Below are 18,991 nucleotides of genomic sequence, written 5' to 3'. Positions count from 1 at the left end.
TTTGCCGTAAGCAGATTTGTTATCCGAATCATTGAGTTGAGTCAGCTCATCGGTATTATCTTTTTTTGCCGCCTTCCCGCACCTTAGAGTCTATGGGTATAGATTATTCATCAAAGTGGATCGCTATTTTCTGCCTGTTAGCATTCAGCTTACATGTGTTCACTTTTTTTCGCGCAGTCTACCCACTCTGTGAGTTATGGCAAATAAAATTCAGTATAGAAGTGTGAGCTGAAATAGATTTTGGTGAAAAATACGGCAATGAGTCTTCTAAGGAGAGAATTAACGCAGAGAATCATCTTTAGCTTAAAAGAGGTAACAAGCGAATATAAAAGACAACTTTAAATTTAGTGTTCATGATTGCCTGCTACTGAGCATAATAATATATCAGTAACAGGACTTAACAAAATAATTAAGAAGAAGTACTAAATTGGCTAAGTAGTTCTTTCATCCACTGGTGCCCCTTATCCCTATCAGTAGACTCGTGCCAAGTGAGAAAACATGGGCGGCATGCTTCCTCCCAAGGTAACGGAATAATTTTCAGATTAAGGCTCTCACTGTATGTTTCTGCCAACCAGCGGGGAGCAATGGCGACAAAGCAAGTTTGAGATACAATATTCAGTACACTGTTCATATCAGTGCTTTCATAAGCAATAGTTTGAGCGCTGATGGCTGATTCATAATAACGTTCGCTGAAAGAACCCACTTTGTCTAATGAGACTGCCGCATGTAATTCAGAAAGAAGTTGTTCTTGAGTAATTGAATTATCAATGCGCGGGTGATTTTTAGCCACGACTAACACTGACTCATCACTGGACAGTGATATATCATGAAAATCTGGACGTTCAAACTTGGTATAACCTATAACAAACTCAGTTTCTTGATAACGTAATTGATGTTCAACATTCTCATTAAGATAAGATCTAATAATAAGTTGAACGTGGGGGGCTAATTGCTTAACACGCTGTATTATTTGTGCCGCTAACCTGATATCTAATGGACTACAAATAGATAAATTAAATACTCTCCCACTATTTTTGGCTTCAAAACCCGCGCCTGGCAACTCATTTTGCACTAATTGCAGAGCTTGTCGAACAGGGCCAAAAAGCTGACGCGCCCTGGCTGTAGGTTGAATACCACGGCCATAACGGACAAACAATTCGTCATTAAACATCACTTTTAGGCGCGCTACCGCATTACTCACGGCAGGTTGCGACATACCAAGTGACTGTGCTGCACGTGTTACATTATGCATTTGCATCACAGCATCGAAAACAGTTAATAAATTGAGGTCGACACTGCGTAGATGAACATCATTGCCTTCCTTTTTAGTGACTTGATTGTCGGTTACTAAGTTGTGTTCAAACATGCTTAACTCCACTAAGCTTTATGCAGATGGCATGATTAATAAAAATCTCACAGATACTTATTGTTGTTTCAAATATCTTTGGATACTTATTATTAATGACGCCAATATTCTCTTTAGTACCCCGGAGAGGTAAAATAGAGTCTCATCCTTGTATAAGCGTGAAATATAAAACACACTTAATGCATTTGGTGATTCAGTAAAAACCCATAGATGAAAATATAAAAAATAAACATACGCAATGTTTTTCTGCGTGATGCATATAATTAATTTAAATTATCAATACCAAGGCACCACATCATAAGAATCAATAATAGAACTCAGGATATGATCACATCACAAAATGAGAAGATTAACAACTATGGCATTAATGAATAATAAATTCTTCATTTAAAACTTATCAGAGCTTAATTTAATTTAAAAAACACAAATAAAGTCAAATATCTTACTTAATTTAATAAAAATTAGCGGCAAAGTGGTTAAAGCATAAAAATAAATAATGAGAGTCACCACTAAGGAAAAATAATTCACATATAAATATATTGTATGTGGGATTTTAAATAACTTCGCCCACCGTCAATCAGGCTAATTATTAATCTTCATGACGGTTTTTTTCACCTCATAAGAAAACCTGAGAATCTCTCCTAATAGCAAAACAGACCGGGCGTAAAGAGTTTGTTAGCTCAGAAAATCGCAAAAAAGCACAATAATCCACATTTTGTGTATCATGCCAAACAAAGCAAAATCCCCAGTTTGATTAAGCAGATAAAAAGTCTTAACAAGTTAATTTTTAAGTTTTTTGTGCCGTTATAAGGAATCAAGTATTGTCATAGCCAGTTGAACCCCCCGTTTTAAACAAATGTTGACATACCCATAGAATTCACGTATCAATTTAGGCAACGCAATAATTTAACTAATGAGAAGCTGAAAAATTATGTTCAATTCCACCCTCCTACTAGGCCTACTACTCAACGCATCTCTGTTGCGCGGTATGTTGGTGGATGGAAATCAGAACTGATTCAGTCATCAAGATTAACAAGCCCGCGCAAATGCGCGGGTTTTTTTTTATCCGCTGAGCGCAAATGTAAACACGACAAGGAATAACCCATGAGCCAACAAGTCATTATTTTCGATACAACATTGCGTGACGGCGAACAAGCATTGCAAGCCAGTCTGAGTGTAAAAGAGAAACTGCAAATCGCGCTGGCCCTGGAAAGAATGGGGGTCGATATAATGGAAGTCGGTTTCCCGGTGTCCTCCCCAGGTGATTTTGAGTCAGTTCGAACCATCGCTCAGCAAATCAAAAATAGCCGCGTTTGCGCCCTGGCGCGTTGTGTTGATAAAGATATTGATGTGGCAGCTGAAGCTTTACGTATTGCTGAAGCATTCCGTATCCATGTGTTTTTGGCGACATCTACCTTACATATTGAATCTAAGTTAAAGCGCTCGTTTGATGATGTGTTAGCCATGGCGGTACATTCTGTAAAACGCGCTCGCAACTATACTGACGATGTTGAATTTTCTTGTGAAGATGCGGGCCGCACCCCGATTGATAATTTGTGCCGTATTGTAGAAGCCGCCATTAATGCCGGTGCCACAACCATCAATATTCCTGATACTGTCGGCTACACCACGCCTTATCAGTTCGGTGGAATCATTACCGACTTGTATGAGCGTGTACCCAATATTGATAAAGCCATTATCTCCGTCCATTGCCATGACGATTTGGGGATGTCAGTCGCCAACTCCATCACCGCAGTACAAGCTGGGGCACGTCAGGTTGAAGGCACTATTAATGGTTTGGGTGAGCGCGCGGGTAACTGTTCACTGGAAGAAGTGATCATGGCCATCAAAGTGCGCGAAAAGATGTTGGGCGTGCATACCAACATTAATCACCAAGAGATTTATCGCACCAGCCAATTGGTCAGTAAAATATGCAATATGCCAATACCTGCAAATAAAGCCATTGTCGGTAGCAATGCTTTCGCCCACTCCTCTGGTATTCATCAAGATGGTGTACTGAAAAACCGCGAAAACTACGAAATCATGACCCCGGAATCTATCGGTTTGAAAGGCGTGCAATTGAACCTGACTTCTCGCTCAGGCCGCGCGGCGGTAAAACACCGGATGGAAGAAATGGGTTATCAGGATAAAGATTACAATCTGGACTCCTTGTACGACGCGTTTTTGAAACTGGCGGATAAGAAAGGCCAAGTCTTTGATTACGATCTGGAAGCATTAGCTTTCATTAATAAGCAGCAAGAAGAACCGGAACATTATCGCCTGGACTATTTCAGTGTTCAGTCGGGTTCCAGCGTCATGGCGACGGCATCAGTGAAATTGGTTTGTGGTGAAGAAATCAAATCTGAAGCTGCCACGGGTAATGGCCCGGTTGATGCGGTGTATCAGGCCATCAATCGCATTACCGAGTACCCAATTGAATTGGTGAAATATCAACTGTCGGCCAATGGTCAGGGTAAAGACGCATTGGGCCAGGTTGATATCGTAGTTGACCATAAAGGCCGCCGTTTTCATGGTGTAGGTCTGGCAACTGATATTGTCGAGTCATCAGCCAAGGCATTGGTTAACGTATTAAATAACATCTGGCGCGCTCATCAGGTAGACATTGAGAAGCAGCGCTTGCAACAAAATAATCAGGAAATGGTGTGAACATGACTAAGACTTATCATATTGCCGTTTTGCCCGGAGACGGTATTGGCCCTGAAGTAATGGCTCAGGCAAATAAAGTATTGGATGCAGTGCGCCAGCGCTTCGGCATGAAGATTTCAACCAGTGAGTATGATGTTGGCGGTGTGGCGATTGATCGCCAAGGCAGCCCATTACCCACCACGACAGTTGAAGGCTGTGAGAAAGCTGACGCCATTTTGTTTGGCTCGGTGGGCGGCCCTAAATGGGAGCATTTGCCACCAGCAGAGCAACCAGAGCGCGGGGCATTATTGCCATTGCGTAAACATTTTAAATTATTCAGCAACTTACGCCCAGCTCGTCTGTATCAGGGCTTAGAAGATTTCTGCCCACTGCGCAGTGATATCGCCGCCAAAGGGTTTGATATTCTGTGTGTGCGTGAGTTAACTGGCGGTATTTACTTCGGCCAACCTAAAGGCCGTGAAGGCCAAGGGATGCACGAACGTGCATTTGATACTGAAGTCTATCACCGCTTTGAAATTGAACGTATTGCCCGCATTGCCTTTGAATCCGCCCGTAAACGCCGTGGCAAAGTAACATCTATTGATAAAGCCAATGTATTGCAAAGTTCGATTCTGTGGCGTGAAGTGGTTACGGCTATCGCGGCAGATTATCCAGATGTGGCGCTGTCCCATATGTATATTGATAACGCCACCATGCAGTTAATCAAAGACCCCTCCCAGTTTGATGTTTTGCTGTGTTCAAACTTGTTTGGCGACATTTTGTCAGATGAGTGCGCCATGATAACTGGCTCTATGGGCATGTTGCCGTCAGCCAGCTTAAATGAGCAAGGTTTTGGTTTATACGAACCAGCAGGTGGCTCGGCTCCGGATATCGCAGGTAAAAACATTGCCAACCCGATTGCCCAAATCCTGTCTTTGGCCCTGCTGTTGCGCTTTAGTTTAGGTCATGACACTGCTGCGGATGCCATTGAAAACGCAATCAATCAGGCCTTGGAACAAGGCTACCGTACTGCTGATTTAGCGGGTGATGGCAAAGCCATTGGCACGACAGAAATGGGCGATATCATCGCTAAATTCGTGGCTGAGGGGGTTTAAAATGGGTAAAACGTTATATCAAAAATTGTTTGACGCGCACATTGTTCATGAAGCGCCGAATGAAACCCCATTGTTGTATATTGACCGCCACTTAGTCCATGAAGTGACCTCACCGCAGGCTTTTGATGGCTTACGGGCCATGGGCCGCCCGGTACGTCAGCCGGGTAAAACCTTTGCCACTATGGATCACAACGTTTCGACGCAAACCAAAGATATTAATGCCAGCGGCGAAATGGCTCGCATTCAGATGCAAGAATTGATCAAGAACTGTGCTGAATTTGGTGTGTCATTGTATGACCTAAACCACCCATTTCAGGGTATCGTACATGTTATTGGCCCTGAGCAAGGTATGACTCTGCCGGGCATGACCATTGTTTGTGGTGACTCCCACACCGCGACTCATGGCGCATTTGGCTCTTTAGCTTTTGGTATCGGCACCTCAGAAGTTGAGCATGTGCTGGCAACCCAAACCCTGAAACAGGGCCGCGCCAAAACCATGAAAATTGAAGTTAATGGTGATGTCGGCCCAGGTATTACGGCGAAAGATATCGTGTTGGCGATTATCGGCAAAACCGGCAGCGCAGGCGGGACAGGCCATGTAGTGGAATTCTGTGGCAGTGCCATTCAAGCGCTGAGCATGGAAGGCCGAATGACCTTATGCAATATGGCCATTGAAATGGGTGCCAAAGCCGGTTTAGTTGCGCCAGACGACACGACATTTAACTATCTGAAAGGCCGCCAATTTGCCCCGAGTGGCGAACAATGGGAACAAGGCGTTGCCTACTGGCGCACTTTGCAATCCGATGCTGACGCCAAATTTGATACCATCGTCACCTTGGATGCAGCTGATATCGCACCGCAAGTGACTTGGGGCACCAACCCCGGTCAGGTGATTGCCGTTAATCAAATCATCCCCGCGCCAGAATCATTCAGTGACCCGGTTGAACGCGCATCGGCTGAAAAAGCCTTGGCGTATATGGACTTGCGCTCAGGTATCAAGTTAACCGAAGTGGCAATTGATAAAGTCTTTATTGGCTCGTGCACCAACTCGCGCATTGAAGATTTGCGCGCGGCGGCGGCAGTGGCACAAGGGCGTAAAGTTGCCAACGGCGTGCAAGCTATTGTGGTACCTGGCTCCGGCCCGGTAAAAGCACAGGCAGAGGCCGAAGGTTTGGATAAAATCTTTATCGAAGCCGGCTTTGAGTGGCGCTTGCCCGGTTGCTCCATGTGTTTGGCGATGAATAACGACCGTCTGGAACCCGGCGAACGTTGCGCCTCCACCAGTAACCGTAACTTTGAAGGGCGTCAAGGCCGTGGGGGCCGTACCCATCTGGTTAGCCCGGCAATGGCGGCTGCCGCTGCTGTCAGCGGCCACTTTGCTGATGTCCGCGATTTACCCGCTGCCACCCACTAACCGGAGACACCACTATGGCAAAATTTACTCAACACATTGGTTTGGTCGTGCCGTTAGATGCGGCGAATGTCGATACCGACGCCATTATCCCAAAACAGTTTTTGCAAAAAGTGACGCGCACCGGTTTTGGTCAGCACTTGTTTAATGACTGGCGCTTTCTGGATGACGCCGGCAAAGTGCCCAATCCTGAATTTGTGTTAAACCAACCTCGCTATCAGGGCGCGACCATTTTATTAGCTCGTGAGAATTTTGGTTGCGGTTCATCACGCGAGCATGCGCCTTGGGCACTGACAGATTTTGGCTTTAAAGTTGTCATTGCTCCCAGCTTTGCCGATATCTTTTACGGCAACTCATTTAATAACCAATTATTACCGGTAACATTAAGTGAAGCGGATATTGATACTTTATTCCAGCTGGTTAAAGACAATGAAGGCATTGAATTTATTGTCGATTTGGCAGAGCAAACTGTGAATGCCGGTGGGAAAAGTTATGCATTCGAAATTGATAGTTTCCGTCGCCATTGCATGATTAACGGTTTAGACAGTATTGGCCTGACGTTACAGCACGAAAATAATATTTCAGCATACGAAAAACAACAGCCCGAATTTCTGCGTTAATTACTTTTATCATTAGCGATATTAGGTTAAAGCATTTTGTGAGCAAAGTATTGTTAGGCCGGAGCTTCCGGTCTAACAATAAAAAACCACCCACATCCCAATCAAAAAACCACTTTTTTTCTTTGTTATTTCTCTAAAAACACCAAGTTCAATTATAATCAATATGTTATATGATGCATTCACAACCAATTAATTTGAATGCATATTAGTTTCCATAACATAAAAATTATTGCGTATAATTTGTGCTGATGGTCACTTTTTATTTTTTAAACCCCGGTATGCTGTCAATTCACCATCCATATTTAGAGGGCGCCCTATGCAACGCATTATATTGCGTTATGAAGCACGCATCTCCGGCGATAGCCGAGCTGGGTTTAATATAGATTACCGCCTCGCCAACGATTTCCCGCGTTAATTTCCCTCTGCTTATTTAGCTTCGGCTAAAAAACTTATTTTTTATTTTGGCGGCCTTCATAGTAAGGCGGATTATTATTCGCTGATATATGCCAGCATCGTCCATAATACTATTATATCCATAATTTAATATCCCCAGTCATTGGAGTGGCAGCGAATACTCTGCGGCTTTAAATATCAAAAGGATATTTGGAGCTATAAACTATGAAACGTATCCCAGAACCCTTCCGTATTAAAATGGTAGAAAATATTCGGATGACTAACAGGGAAGATCGTGAAAAAGCTTTAATTGAAGCCGGTTATAAGCCTTTTTTACTGCCAAGCGAAGATGTCTATATTGATTTACTGACCGACTCCGGTACCGGTGCTATGAGTGACCGCCAGTGGGCAGGATTGAAGACTTCCTGACCTACCGTATCGGCCAGGTTGAGTATCTGGGTGAGCGCCTGCGCGCGGGTGGCATTCCGATTCAATACCCGACCGGCGGCCATGCCGTGTTTGTTGATGCCACCATCCTGCTGCCCCATATTCCAGCCGAGCAATTCCCGGCACCAGCCCTTAACAACGCACGGTATCTGGAGGCGGGTATCCGCAGTGTTGAAATCGGCTCATTGCTACTAGGCCGTGATCCGCAAACCGGCAAACAGAAACCCTCGCCATTGGAGCTGTTGCGCCTGACCATCCCGCGCCGGGTCTATACCAATGACCATATGGACTATATTGCCGATGCGCTGATTTCACTCAAATCGCGCGCCGAGGAAATCAAAGGATTAACCTTCACCTACGAGCCCCCAGTGCTGCGCCACTTTGTAGCCCGCCTAAAACCCATTGAATAAACAGCAACTGTCACGCCCCTGTCATACTGGCAGGGGAAATATCAGCCGCGCGACATGGCACTATGCTTCCCTCACCCGCGCACAAATAATAAGTGACAGCATCGCCAACACCATCGCCATAATATACACCGCGTTATGCCCCCAGGTTTCGGTCAGCACCCCTTGCAGCACCCCAGCCAAAATCACGCCGGTGGAAATGCTATTGGTAAACAGTGTGGTTGCCGCCCCAGCCCTGCCCGGCATTAAGTCCTGAAAATAGAGCATACCGATACCGGCGACGATGCCGATAAAAATGGCATTGAAAATCTGTAAAAACATCAATGCAGATTTAAATTTAAACAGCACCAAGCCGGTGTAAAACAGCACGCCAGCCAGCACCGCAAACAACATAATTTTGCGCTTACCAAAACGTTTAACTGAATAACCCGCCAGCAACATAATAGGAATTTCCAGCCCAGCGGCTGTCCCCATCAACAAACCCGCCAGCCGCTCCGGTAACCCGAGGTTCGCGGTGATATACAGCGGCATATCAATGATGTACATGGTATTGCACGTCCACATCAACATTGAGGCAATAAACAACAGCAACACGTCTTTATCCGCAAACAAACTGGCCTGCTTGACCACCGGCGCATCTGCCACCGGCTCTGCCCGCTGTACTGAGGGCAAAATAAACCACACCACCAATGCGCTCAGCACAAAAATACCTGCCGCGATGCTGAACATCAGGGTGAAACCATAATTCAGCGCCAACATAAATGACAGCGGTGGCCCAATAACCCAAGCCAATGATAGCTGCGCACGCATAATGGAGCTGAACATCACCACTTCACGAGCCGAGTTATCGGCATATTCACGCGCTAAAGCAAAAATCTGTGGCATCGCGGTGTTAGCCACCGACGCCAACAGCACGCCAGCGGTGATCAAGGTCAGATAATCACGATTAAAAGCGAATAACAGGCTGTTTCCCACCGCCATCAAATAACAAACCATAATGAGTTTGCGGCGGTCACCCCGTAAATCCGAGCGTTTTGCCAACACAAAACTGACGGTTATCCCGGCAATTGCATTTACGGTATAAAACAACCCCACCCACAGCGGGCGCACTTTGACTTCAGTGCTGAGAAATAAGCTTAAGGTCGGGGCCTGTAAGGCACCTGCAATACCGGAGAGAAAAGCCACCGCAAAGAAAGCGAAAAATACCGGATTGATACGACGGGAAAATGTTAATGCAGATTTCATTCCAGGCTCCAACGCCAGAAACAGCGATTACTGACTATGCTACAGAAGTACATAACTTTATAAATAGCAAGCCGAAGAGATTTTATACCCAGGTAATTATCACCGCTAACAAGCTGTGGTGCTAAGGCCGCAGAGTATGACTCAAAGTCATTAGCATCACAGCCAGGCAGCCATTGAACTCATCCCGATGAGCATACATAAGTATGTGATTCGGGTGAGTGAAAGCCGCTAACAACACTGTGGTGCTAAGGCCACAGAGTAAAAAGAAAAAAGCCAGCAGGTTGCCCCACTGGCTGGTGAAAAACACCATTACTCAGAAATTTTAGTCCTTTGGTTCACTCTACTTCAGCAAGATTTAGAACGTTTGTAACATTAACTACAGCAGTAAATTACAATGTGTGCTCGGTACGGGCGATAATATCGTCTTGTGCATCTGGCGATAACGCGGTGAAAAAGGCCGAGTAACCAGCAACCCTCACCACTAAATCACGATAGCGATCAGGATGTTGCTTGGCCTCGAGCAACGTCTCGCGCGATACTATGTTGTATTGCACATGCCAACCCAGGTATTCCTCAAAGAAGGTGCGCAGCATCATCATTAGCTTTTCACGGTCACGCGGGTTATCCAGTGTGGACGGGTTAAGTTTCTGATTGAGCAGCACGCCGCCTAAAATAGAGGCGGTCGGCAACTTCGACAGTGAGTTAAACACAGCCGTCGGCCCCAAGTGGTCAGTACCGGACGCCGGGCTTGCCCCTTCGGCCAGCGGGCTATGCGCTTTACGTCCATCTGGCGTTGCCATCGTTGCCGCACCAAATGGCACGTTAGCAGAAATCGACGACGTCCCGGCGTAATAGGTGCCACCGATAGGCCCACGGCCAAATCGGGTATTGTGATATTGCTTCAACTCATCAATATAAGTTTGGTAAGCCCGCACTAACAGTTGGTCGACATCATCAACATCATTGCCATATTTCGGCGCTGAATTAATCAGATGCTGGCGCAATTGCTCGCCATTCACACCAGCAAAGTCATTGGCTAATGCCGTCGCCAGTTGTTGTTGGCCAATAAGTTGTTGCTCAAAAACTAGCTTGCGCACTGCCGCCAGACTGTTCCCCAAGTTGGCTATCCCAACTTGCAAACCAGAAACCCAGTCATAACGCGCGCCGCCCTGTTTGATACTTTTACCGCGTTCAATGCAATCATCCACCAGCGCCGAGCAGACAATATCGTGGGCATTTTCTTCCAGCACGGTATCCACCACACACTCGATTTCGATGGATTTGCGGGTGTAATAGCGAATCTGTGCATCCCATTGCGCCATCACTTGGGAGAAATCAGCAAAGTTACCCTTAGATAACCCCAGCTCTTGCGGCAAAAATACTTGCCCAGAGGTAGCATCGCGGCCTTGCTCTAGCGCAGCTAACATCACTCTGGCAAAGTTAATGAAACTCATGCCGGTACAGCGATAACCCCATTTGCCGCCGACGGCGGTTTCGATGCAACCAATGGCCGCGTAATCGTAAGCATCCTGTGGATCTACGCCCAGCTTGATAAATTCCGGAATAACAATTTCGTCATTATTGAAAGCTGGCATACCAAAACCACAGCGAATGACTTGCACGCAAGCATCAAGGAAATCATCACTGATACCGGCATGGTAGCGAACACTGAGATTGGGCTGAGTTGATCTTAAACGCCCGCAAGATTCCAGCACGGCATAAGAGAGCGGGTTGACGGCATCTATCGCTTTACCCTGCACCAGTTTTTGCCCACCAATAGTGACATTTTGATACAGCGGGCTGCCCGCCGAGGCCTTAGAGTGTGAGCCGGAACGGATCTTGTTTACTTCCAGCAATTTCAGCCAACAGCTATGCAGCATCTCAATGGCTTTTTCACGGCTGAGGGTATTTTCCAGCTCAACATCACGGCGATACCAGGGGTACAAATACTGATCCAGACGGCCAAAGGACACCGAATGGCCATTAGATTCAATTTGCAAAATCAGCTGAATGAAATAGCACAATTGCAAAGCTTGCCAGAAAGTTTGTGGCGGCTGATGAGCAATTAACTCGCAGTTTTCGGCAATTGCTTGCAACTCAACACGCCGCCATTCGCGAGTTTCCTCAACTGCCATTTGCCGTGCCAGCGCCGCATAGCGCTCAATATGTTCGCTCAACGCGGCGAGTGAAATATCAATCGCTTTCAGGAATTGCTCTTTATGCAAGTCGCTCCAGTCGGTCAATTGCAGGCGTTCACGGCGCTCGGAGACTTTAGCCCGCAAGCCATCCAGCCCTTTTTCCAGCAATAGCGGGAAGTTAACCGCTAAATGCGCATCACCGGAGGTCATATTGCCTTCGGCTTTTATGATGCCCGTCGCCAGTAAGGCTTTTTGCTCATCGGTGAAAATGCCATAGCAACGATCTTGCACTGTCTGACCGCGCCACCAAGGGCACAGCTGATGCAACACGGCTTTATCTGCTTCACTGACCGAGAAGCCCGCTCCGGGGCGGTCGGCCAGCTCATCAATTTCATTCTCAATCCAGCTGACGGTGTATTCTGGAAAAATCGGTGCGGCACGCAATTGGCTGGCCTGATTACCAATAATCAGCTCATCATTCTTAATCCACACAGTGCGTTGCTGTAGGTGATGAGCTAGCGCCAGCGCACGTCTGACCGGCAGAGGTTTATCCTGATGCTGTTGATAAGCCTGGGTATAATGCAAAGCCCGCTCAGTACAAACCGGCGGTTTTACAATATGTATTAGCGCGTTTTTATGCTGTTTTGTCCGTTCGCTTAAGGTTACCAAATCGAGAGTTGTCATTGCGTCATCCTCTTAAAATTGCAGTAAGACCCTTGTCACGGGCATAACTTTCCGCGAAGGCCAGCAGGTCAGGAGAGTCCAAAGGCGTGCTTGCTGCCCGGTATTCTTCACCCAGCAGTGAATATTTGTTGATACCCAAGGTGTGATAAGGCAGAAAATGGATTTCTTTTACGCCAATTTCATCTGCGGCAAAATCGACAATTCCCCGCACTGAGTGGCGGTCAGCATTGAAGTCCGGAATCAATGGCACTCGCACGGTAATGTTGGTGCCCGCAGCAGCTAACTGGCGAAAATTAGCCATAACCCGCTTGGCCGAGCCCCCTGTCCACTGCTGAAAACGGGTTTCATCGGTATGCTTCAAATCTGCCAGCATCAAGTCCAACCACGGCAAAGAAGGCGCGATATAACGCCACGGCGTATGCAAGCAAGATTCAACGGCGGTATGAATACCCAGTTGATGACAGCGCTGCAATAATTCAGCGGCCACTGCCGGTTGCATAAAAGGTTCGCCACCCGACAACGTCACCCCGCCGCCGCTGCGCCGGTAAAATGGCAAATCGCGCAGCAAGGTGTCCATCGTCGCGTCAATATCAATCGGGGTGCCACAAAGGGTAATTGCGCCACTGGGGCAGCTCACTGCCAGCGCCTGAATATCGTCTTCATCTAGCCGCTGGCGCTGAATAACAAGTTTATTATCAGTGCGTTGGATAGCCTGTGGGCAAGTCTGCTGACATAAATCACAGCCCGAAATACACAGGCGTGAGTCAAATAACACTTCAGGTTTGCGTGAGCGGCTTTCCGGATTCTGGCACCAGCGGCAACTGAGCGAACAACCTTTGAGGAACACCACGCTACGAATACCTGGGCCGTCGTGAGTGGAATAGCGCTGTAAATTAAAAATCATCTTATTCCTCCCTTAAGCAGTGGCGGCACTGGCATCGTGGTGGCGACTTATTTTCATGAACAATACGTTTTCATGAGCAATACGTTTTCATGAACAATAGGCTTTGATAAACAATCGACTTTTATAAACAATCGACTTTTATAAACAATCGGCTTTGATAAACAATCGACTTTGATAAACAATGCGCTTTCATTGGCAATCAGTATCCGCGTAATATAGGGAAAGAAAAATTGATGAAATTTGCTGCGGAGTTCCTCTTTTATGTCAGCCCCTCGTCTGCAACAACAGTTTATTCGCCTTTGGCAACGTTTTAACGGCCAACCAACAGACACCACCTTGCAAGAGTTGGCCGAGGTACTCTGTTGTTCCCGTCGGCATGTGCGTTCCTTACTGGGCAATATGCAGCAAGAGGGCTGGCTAAGCTGGCAAGCTGAAGCGGGGCGAGGTAAGCGCTCACAACTTTCCTTCCTCTATTCCGGATTGGCGCTACAGCAACAGCGGGCCGAAGAGTTACTGGAGCAAGAGGGTGTTGACCAATTAGTGCAGTTGGTCGGCGATAAAAAAGCCGTGCGCCAGATGCTGCTATCCCAACTGGGGCGCAGCTTCCGGCAAGGTAAACATATTCTGCGCGTGCTGTATTATCGCCCACTTCAGAACCTGTTACCCGGCACGGCTCTGCGCCGCTCAGAAACCCATCTGGTGCGGCAGATTTTTAATGGCCTAACCCGTATAAATGAGGAAAATGGGGAACTGGAGCCGGATTTATCTCATCACTGGCAGGCGATGAGCCCGCTGCATTGGCGTTTTTATTTGCGCCCGGCGATTCATTTTCATCATGGTCGGGAACTGGACATGGCGGATGTGATTAGCAGTTTGACCCGCTTGATCCCCCAGCCACTGTTTTCACATATCACCGCAGTGCGCTCACCAACCCCCTATGTGATTGATGTGCATCTCAGCACCCCAGATAGCTGGCTACCCTGGTTGTTGGGCAGTGTACACGCCATGATCTTGCCGCAAGAGTGGGAAAATCAACCCGACTTTCGCCGCCATCCTATTGGCACCGGCCCTTATTCCGTGATCCGCAATCACCACAGCCAATTGAAAATTCAAGCATTTGATAATTACTTCGGTTTCCGCGCATTAATTGACGAGGTAAATATCTGGGTATTACCGGAGCTGTCTGAGGAGCTGGTTTATTCTGGCGTGCAATTGCAGGCAGATGACACCAGCAAAAATGAGCTGGAAAGTCGGCTGGAAGAAGGCTGTTATTTTTTGTTGTTTGACCAGCGATCTGCTCAAACCAGTAACCCAGAGATCCGCCGCTGGCTATGTGAACTCATCACCCCCGTCGCCCTGCTCAGCTATGCTGACCCTTTTTATCAGCGCTACTGGTCTCCGGCCTACGGCATGTTACCGCGCTGGCATCACAATCGGCTCGCCCCTTTGGAACCCAAACCCGATGGGCTGGCCGAATTGACACTGACTTTTTACAGCGACCATTCAGAGTTTGATGCTATCAGCCAGACACTGACTCAATTGCTGGCCGCTCATGGCGTGACCTTAAAAATACAGATTTTGGATTACCCGCAATGGTATCAAGGGGATGCCCAAAGTGATCTCTGGCTTGGTAGCGCCAACTTCTATTTACCCCTGGAATTTTCTCTGTTTGCTACCTTGTATGAACTGCCGCTGCTGCAATATTGCCTTGATGCAAAACTACATCAAGATGTTGAATTATGGCGTAATAATGCCCTTCCCGTGGCGGATTGGAGCCAGCGACTGGTCAGCCAGAATCAATTCCACCCATTATTCCATCACTGGCTAGAATTATATGGGCAGCACAGTATGCGCGGAGTTCGTATGAATACCCTCGGCTGGTTTGATTTCAAATCCGCATGGTTTACCCCGCCGGAAGCATAAACCTGCTTTCACCGACCCAAATTAATCACTACAATAGCGCCGTCTCAACGGGGTGCGGAAAAACTGTTGTGGTCGGGCCTGGAATTTATTCTGGTTCGTTCCATTAACACTGAAACAAAAACGTCGCGAGGTAGGTTTAACCGAAGGCGGACAGCACGGAGTGACCGGAGCGTACACCATGACCTTATAAATTATGGCTACGTGAGGATCACAAGTACTGCCCAACACCGGATAAACCTAACCGCAGCAAGTTTTTTCGCTGAGAGCAAACCCGTCGAACCTGATCCGGTTAACACCGGCGGAGGGATTTGAGAAAGATAACCCCGGCACCTACAGACTCCGGTGTTAACTACCGCCTCAGATACCTTTGCCACCTTTATTTTTAAGGAGTGCAAAGTGTTTAAACGCATTATTCCCTGCTTGTTTTTGCTGTCTGCGGCCGCAGTTGCTGCTGAAAAACCGACACTGACGGTTTACACCTATGATTCCTTTGCCGCCGACTGGGGGCCAGGGCCTGCAATTAAAAAAGCCTTTGAAGCCGAGTGCGATTGTCAGCTTAAATTTGTCGCGCTGGAAGACGGGGTTTCACTGCTAAACCGCCTGCGAATGGAAGGGAAAAATAGCCAAGCTGACGTCGTTTTAGGCTTAGATAACAATCTGGTACAGGCAGCGGAGCAGACCGGATTATTCGCACCCAGCCAAGTGGACACCCGTCATCTGACCTTGCCAGAAGCATGGCAAAATAAAACTTTCGTCCCTTATGACTATGGCTATTTCGCCTTTGTATATAACAAAGAAAAAGTGAAAAATCCGCCGAAAAGCCTGCAAGAATTAATTGACACTCAAGAGCCGTGGAAAGTGATTTATCAAGACCCACGCACCAGTACACCGGGCCTTGGCTTACTGCTGTGGATGCAAAAAGTCTATGGTGACCAAGCCCCACAAGCCTGGCAAAAACTGGCGAAAAAAACCGTCACCGTGACCAAAGGCTGGAGCGAAGCTTACGGTTTATTCCTTAAGGGCGAAGGGGATTTTGTGCTGAGTTATACCACCTCTCCGGCTTATCATCTGATTGAAGAGAAAAACGACCATTACGCAGCGGCTGACTTTAGTGAAGGTCACTATCTGCAAGTCGAAGTGGCCGGAGTGGTTGCCTCAAGCAAACAGCCAGAACTGGCCCAGCGCTTTATGCAATTTATGGTGACGCCAGCCTTCCAAAATCATATTCCGACCGGCAACTGGATGTATCCGGTGATAAAAATGGATTTTCCCGCCGGTTTTGACACCCTAACCGTGCCACAAACAGCATTGCAATTTGATGCAAAAGACGTGGCAGATAATCGCAGCAAATGGATTCAGACATGGCAATCCGCCGTCAGCCGCTGATCCCCGCGTGGCTATGGCCGGGGCTACTGGCCGCTGGGTTGATAGTGGGGGTCGCCTTGCTGGCCTTCACTGCACTTTGGCGTCATGCGCCAGCGGCTGACTGGCATAGCCTGTGGCAAGACAGCTATCTGTGGCATGTTATCCGCTTTACTTTTTGGCAGGCGCTGCTGTCAGCTTTGCTGTCGGTCATCCCGGCTATTTTTTTAGCTCGAGCCTTATACCGTCGCCGCTTCCCCGGGCGTCAGTTGATGCTGCGCTTATGCGCCATGACCTTGGTGCTCCCGGTGTTGGTCGCCCTGTTTGGCATTTTGACAGTTTATGGCCGCCAGGGTTGGCTGGCGGGGCTGTTTAGTTGGCTGGGGGTGGATTACCGCTTCTCGCCTTATGGTTTGCAAGGAATTTTGCTGGCGCATATTTTCTTTAATATGCCGCTGGCAACCCGCTTATTATTGCAATCCTTAGAAGGCATTGCTGTGGAACAGCGCCAATTAGCCGCGCAGTTGGGCATGAATGGGTGGCAACATTTTCGCTGGGTCGAATGGCCCTACCTGCGCCGCCAAATTTTACCGACTGCGGCGCTGATTTTTATGTTGTGCTTTGCCAGCTTCGCGACGGTGCTGTCTTTGGGCGGCGGGCCGCAAGCCACCACTATCGAACTCGCTATTTATCAAGCGCTCAGCTATGACTATGACTTGGGGCGCGCTGCATTACTGGCATTAATCCAACTGGGTTGCTGCCTGGGATTAGTGGTGCTGAGCCAGCGGCTAAGTTCGGTGCTCGCGGTGGGTAATACTCAAGGGCAAGTGTGGCGCAATCCGCAAGATAGCGGTTGGGCGCGCCTCACTGATACTCTCTTAATCAGCGCCGCATTGCTATTGATGGTGCCGCCATTGTTGGCGGTGGTGATTGATGGCAGTAATAAAACCATGCTGACCGTGCTACAGCAACCGGCACTGTGGCAAGCTTTCTTGACCTCATTGACCATCGCCATAGGGGCCGGATTATTGTGTGTCACTTTAACCATGATGCTCTTATGGAGCAGCCGCGAGCTGAAACTGCGCCAACACGCCGCCTATGGACAAGCACTGGAGGCCAGTGGCATGGTGATTCTGGCGATGCCGGGCATTGTCCTGGCGACCGGCTTTTTCTTATTGCTTAACGACACCTTGGGTTTGCCGCAATCACCTTACGCGCTGGTGATATTAACTAATGCACTGATGGCGGTGCCTTATGCATTAAAAGTGCTGGATAACCCGATGCGCGACCTTGCAGAGCGCTATACGCCGCTGTGTTTATCTTTGGATATCCACGGCTGGCACCGGTTGCGTCATATCGAGTTAAGTGCGCTGAAACGCCCTTTGGCACAGGCGCTGGCTTTCGCTTGTGTTCTCTCCATTGGCGATTTTGGGGTGGTGGCACTGTTTGGTAATGAGCATTTCCGCACCTTGCCCTTTTACCTTTATCAGCAGATAGGTTCCTATCGCAGCCAGGATGGCGCAGTCACTGCCCTGCTACTGCTGCTGCTGTGTTTCCTGCTGTTTACTCTTATTGAACGACTGCCGAGCCGCCATGCTAAAGCTTGAGAAAATCACCTATTTATACGACCACTTACCGATGCGTTTTGATGTGCGCATTCAGCCCGGTGAGCGAGTGGCAATCCTGGGCCCCAGTGGCGCGGGTAAAAGCACTCTGCTGGGCTTAATTGCCGGTTTTTTGCCGCCGGTCAGTGGCCAAATGCTGTTGAATAATCAAGACCATACCCTAACACCGCCAGCGCAAAGGCCGGTATCTATGTTATTTCAGGAAAATAACCTGTTTTCGCATTTGAATGTCGAGCAGAACATTGGGTTGGGCTTACATCCGGGGCTGAAACTGGATCCTGAGCAAAAGCAGCTGCTGCGCAAAATTGCCCAACAAGTGGGGTTGGAGGAGTGTCTCGACCGGCTCCCCGCACAGCTTTCCGGCGGTCAACGTCAGCGGGCGGCATTGGCTCGCTGCTTGGTGCGCAGCCAGCCTATTTTGCTGCTGGATGAGCCATTTTCTGCACTGGATCCGGCATTACGTAATGAAATGCTGCAATTAGTCGACCAAGTTTGTGTCAGCCGCCAGCTTACATTACTGATGGTATCCCATAATCTGGATGATGCCGCCCGCATCGCCGAGCGCACATTACTGGTCGTCGATGGCCGAATTTACTATGACGGCCCAACAGCGGCACTGGTTAACAGCAGTGCCCCAGAGGCCCGAGTTCTGGGCATTGCCCCTATCAGTAGCAGTTGAATTATTAATGTAATAATTTAATGCCC

The 18,991-nt window shown here is 48.0% G+C and carries 14 protein-coding genes and 1 pseudogene; 11 read left to right on the top strand and 4 right to left on the bottom strand.

Translation table 11 applies throughout. The features are described from left to right. Positions 1-409 precede the first annotated feature (409 nt). Complete coding sequence (leuO, locus tag YROHD0001_RS03225) at positions 410-1,366, bottom strand: transcriptional regulator LeuO (protein ID WP_004716097.1); 957 nt, start codon at positions 1,364-1,366, stop codon at positions 410-412. 1,104 nt (positions 1,367-2,470) lie between these two features. On the opposite strand from leuO, the gene leuA reads away from it, so the two are divergent. The 7 genes and pseudogenes from leuA to YROHD0001_RS19370 all read left to right on the top strand — a co-directional run. Then, positions 2,471-4,033, top strand: a complete 1,563-nt coding sequence (leuA, locus tag YROHD0001_RS03230; RefSeq protein ID WP_004716094.1) for a 2-isopropylmalate synthase — start codon at positions 2,471-2,473, stop codon at positions 4,031-4,033. A 2-nt stretch (positions 4,034-4,035) separates the two neighbouring features. Next, on the top strand, positions 4,036-5,127 hold the full coding sequence (gene leuB / locus YROHD0001_RS03235) for a 3-isopropylmalate dehydrogenase (RefSeq protein WP_004716093.1): 1,092 nt from the start codon (positions 4,036-4,038) through the stop codon (positions 5,125-5,127). A gap of 1 nt (position 5,128) precedes the next feature. Beyond that, complete coding sequence (gene leuC, locus YROHD0001_RS03240; protein WP_004716092.1) at positions 5,129-6,541, top strand: 3-isopropylmalate dehydratase large subunit; 1,413 nt, start codon at positions 5,129-5,131, stop codon at positions 6,539-6,541. Between the two features lie 14 nt (positions 6,542-6,555). After that, positions 6,556-7,158, top strand: coding sequence for a 3-isopropylmalate dehydratase small subunit (gene leuD / locus YROHD0001_RS03245; protein WP_004716091.1), 603 nt, complete (start codon positions 6,556-6,558; stop codon positions 7,156-7,158). 316 nt (positions 7,159-7,474) lie between these two features. After that, positions 7,475-7,573 carry a hypothetical protein gene (locus YROHD0001_RS0118510; protein WP_032817798.1) on the top strand — a complete coding sequence of 33 codons (99 nt, stop codon included), beginning with the start codon at positions 7,475-7,477 and terminating at the stop codon, positions 7,571-7,573. Positions 7,574-7,776: 203 nt separating this feature from the next. Beyond that, positions 7,777-7,980: a hypothetical protein gene (locus YROHD0001_RS20970; RefSeq protein WP_050413252.1), complete on the top strand. Its 204-nt coding sequence runs from the start codon at positions 7,777-7,779 to the stop codon at positions 7,978-7,980. Continuing rightward, positions 7,959-8,408: pseudogene (locus YROHD0001_RS19370) on the top strand (beta-eliminating lyase-related protein); the annotation flags it as partial. The gene YROHD0001_RS20970 and the pseudogene YROHD0001_RS19370, both read left to right, overlap by 22 nt. A gap of 60 nt (positions 8,409-8,468) precedes the next feature. Here YROHD0001_RS19370 and YROHD0001_RS03250 read toward each other — a convergent pair. The 3 genes from YROHD0001_RS03250 to YROHD0001_RS03265 form a co-directional block, all read right to left on the bottom strand. Further along, positions 8,469-9,650 (bottom strand): sugar efflux transporter, encoded by a 1,182-nt coding sequence (locus YROHD0001_RS03250; protein WP_004716089.1) that lies wholly within the window; start codon positions 9,648-9,650, stop codon positions 8,469-8,471. 389 nt (positions 9,651-10,039) lie between these two features. Next, complete coding sequence (locus YROHD0001_RS03260) at positions 10,040-12,472, bottom strand: formate C-acetyltransferase/glycerol dehydratase family glycyl radical enzyme (protein WP_004716087.1); 2,433 nt, start codon at positions 12,470-12,472, stop codon at positions 10,040-10,042. A gap of 4 nt (positions 12,473-12,476) precedes the next feature. Then, positions 12,477-13,376, bottom strand: a complete 900-nt coding sequence (locus YROHD0001_RS03265) for a glycyl-radical enzyme activating protein (protein ID WP_004716086.1) — start codon at positions 13,374-13,376, stop codon at positions 12,477-12,479. A 261-nt stretch (positions 13,377-13,637) separates the two neighbouring features. Here YROHD0001_RS03265 and sgrR point away from each other — a divergent pair, with 261 nt between their 5' ends. From sgrR to thiQ, 4 genes are all read left to right on the top strand, one after another. Continuing rightward, positions 13,638-15,299 carry an HTH-type transcriptional regulator SgrR gene (sgrR, locus tag YROHD0001_RS03270; RefSeq protein ID WP_004716085.1) on the top strand — a complete coding sequence of 554 codons (1,662 nt, stop codon included), beginning with the start codon at positions 13,638-13,640 and terminating at the stop codon, positions 15,297-15,299. 396 nt (positions 15,300-15,695) lie between these two features. Beyond that, positions 15,696-16,685, top strand: coding sequence for a thiamine ABC transporter substrate binding subunit (gene thiB, locus YROHD0001_RS03275; protein ID WP_032817835.1), 990 nt, complete (start codon positions 15,696-15,698; stop codon positions 16,683-16,685). After that, the gene (gene thiP, locus YROHD0001_RS03280) at positions 16,661-18,268 is read left to right on the top strand and encodes a thiamine/thiamine pyrophosphate ABC transporter permease ThiP (RefSeq protein ID WP_032817796.1); all 1,608 of its coding nucleotides are present in this window, start codon (positions 16,661-16,663) and stop codon (positions 18,266-18,268) included. The genes thiB and thiP overlap by 25 nt, the downstream gene beginning before the upstream one ends. Next, a complete protein-coding gene (thiQ, locus tag YROHD0001_RS03285; RefSeq protein WP_032817794.1) occupies positions 18,255-18,965 on the top strand; it encodes a thiamine ABC transporter ATP-binding protein ThiQ in 711 nt (236 codons plus the stop codon). Before thiP ends, thiQ begins: the two co-directional genes overlap by 14 nt. The last annotated feature ends 26 nt before the right edge of the window (positions 18,966-18,991 follow it).

Source organism: Yersinia rohdei ATCC 43380 (genome assembly GCF_000173775.1).
GTDB lineage: Bacteria > Pseudomonadota > Gammaproteobacteria > Enterobacterales > Enterobacteriaceae > Yersinia > Yersinia rohdei.
This window is presented reverse-complemented; position numbering and strand designations above follow the sequence as displayed.

What these genes read in the sequence shown, in the direction of transcription:
- leuO (WP_004716097.1), bottom strand. Translation starts at nt 1,366, where the DNA reads ATGTTTGAACACAACTTAGTAACCGACAATCAAGTCACTAAAAAGGAA.
- leuA (WP_004716094.1), top strand. Translation starts at nt 2,471, where the DNA reads ATGAGCCAACAAGTCATTATTTTCGATACAACATTGCGTGACGGCGAA.
- leuB (WP_004716093.1), top strand. Translation starts at nt 4,036, where the DNA reads ATGACTAAGACTTATCATATTGCCGTTTTGCCCGGAGACGGTATTGGC.
- leuC (WP_004716092.1), top strand. Translation starts at nt 5,129, where the DNA reads ATGGGTAAAACGTTATATCAAAAATTGTTTGACGCGCACATTGTTCAT.
- leuD (WP_004716091.1), top strand. Translation starts at nt 6,556, where the DNA reads ATGGCAAAATTTACTCAACACATTGGTTTGGTCGTGCCGTTAGATGCG.
- YROHD0001_RS0118510 (WP_032817798.1), top strand. Translation starts at nt 7,475, where the DNA reads ATGCAACGCATTATATTGCGTTATGAAGCACGCATCTCCGGCGATAGC.
- YROHD0001_RS20970 (WP_050413252.1), top strand. Translation starts at nt 7,777, where the DNA reads ATGAAACGTATCCCAGAACCCTTCCGTATTAAAATGGTAGAAAATATT.
- YROHD0001_RS03250 (WP_004716089.1), bottom strand. Translation starts at nt 9,650, where the DNA reads ATGAAATCTGCATTAACATTTTCCCGTCGTATCAATCCGGTATTTTTC.
- YROHD0001_RS03260 (WP_004716087.1), bottom strand. Translation starts at nt 12,472, where the DNA reads ATGACAACTCTCGATTTGGTAACCTTAAGCGAACGGACAAAACAGCAT.
- YROHD0001_RS03265 (WP_004716086.1), bottom strand. Translation starts at nt 13,376, where the DNA reads ATGATTTTTAATTTACAGCGCTATTCCACTCACGACGGCCCAGGTATT.
- sgrR (WP_004716085.1), top strand. Translation starts at nt 13,638, where the DNA reads ATGTCAGCCCCTCGTCTGCAACAACAGTTTATTCGCCTTTGGCAACGT.
- thiP (WP_032817796.1), top strand. Translation starts at nt 16,661, where the DNA reads ATGGCAATCCGCCGTCAGCCGCTGATCCCCGCGTGGCTATGGCCGGGG.
- thiQ (WP_032817794.1), top strand. Translation starts at nt 18,255, where the DNA reads ATGCTAAAGCTTGAGAAAATCACCTATTTATACGACCACTTACCGATG.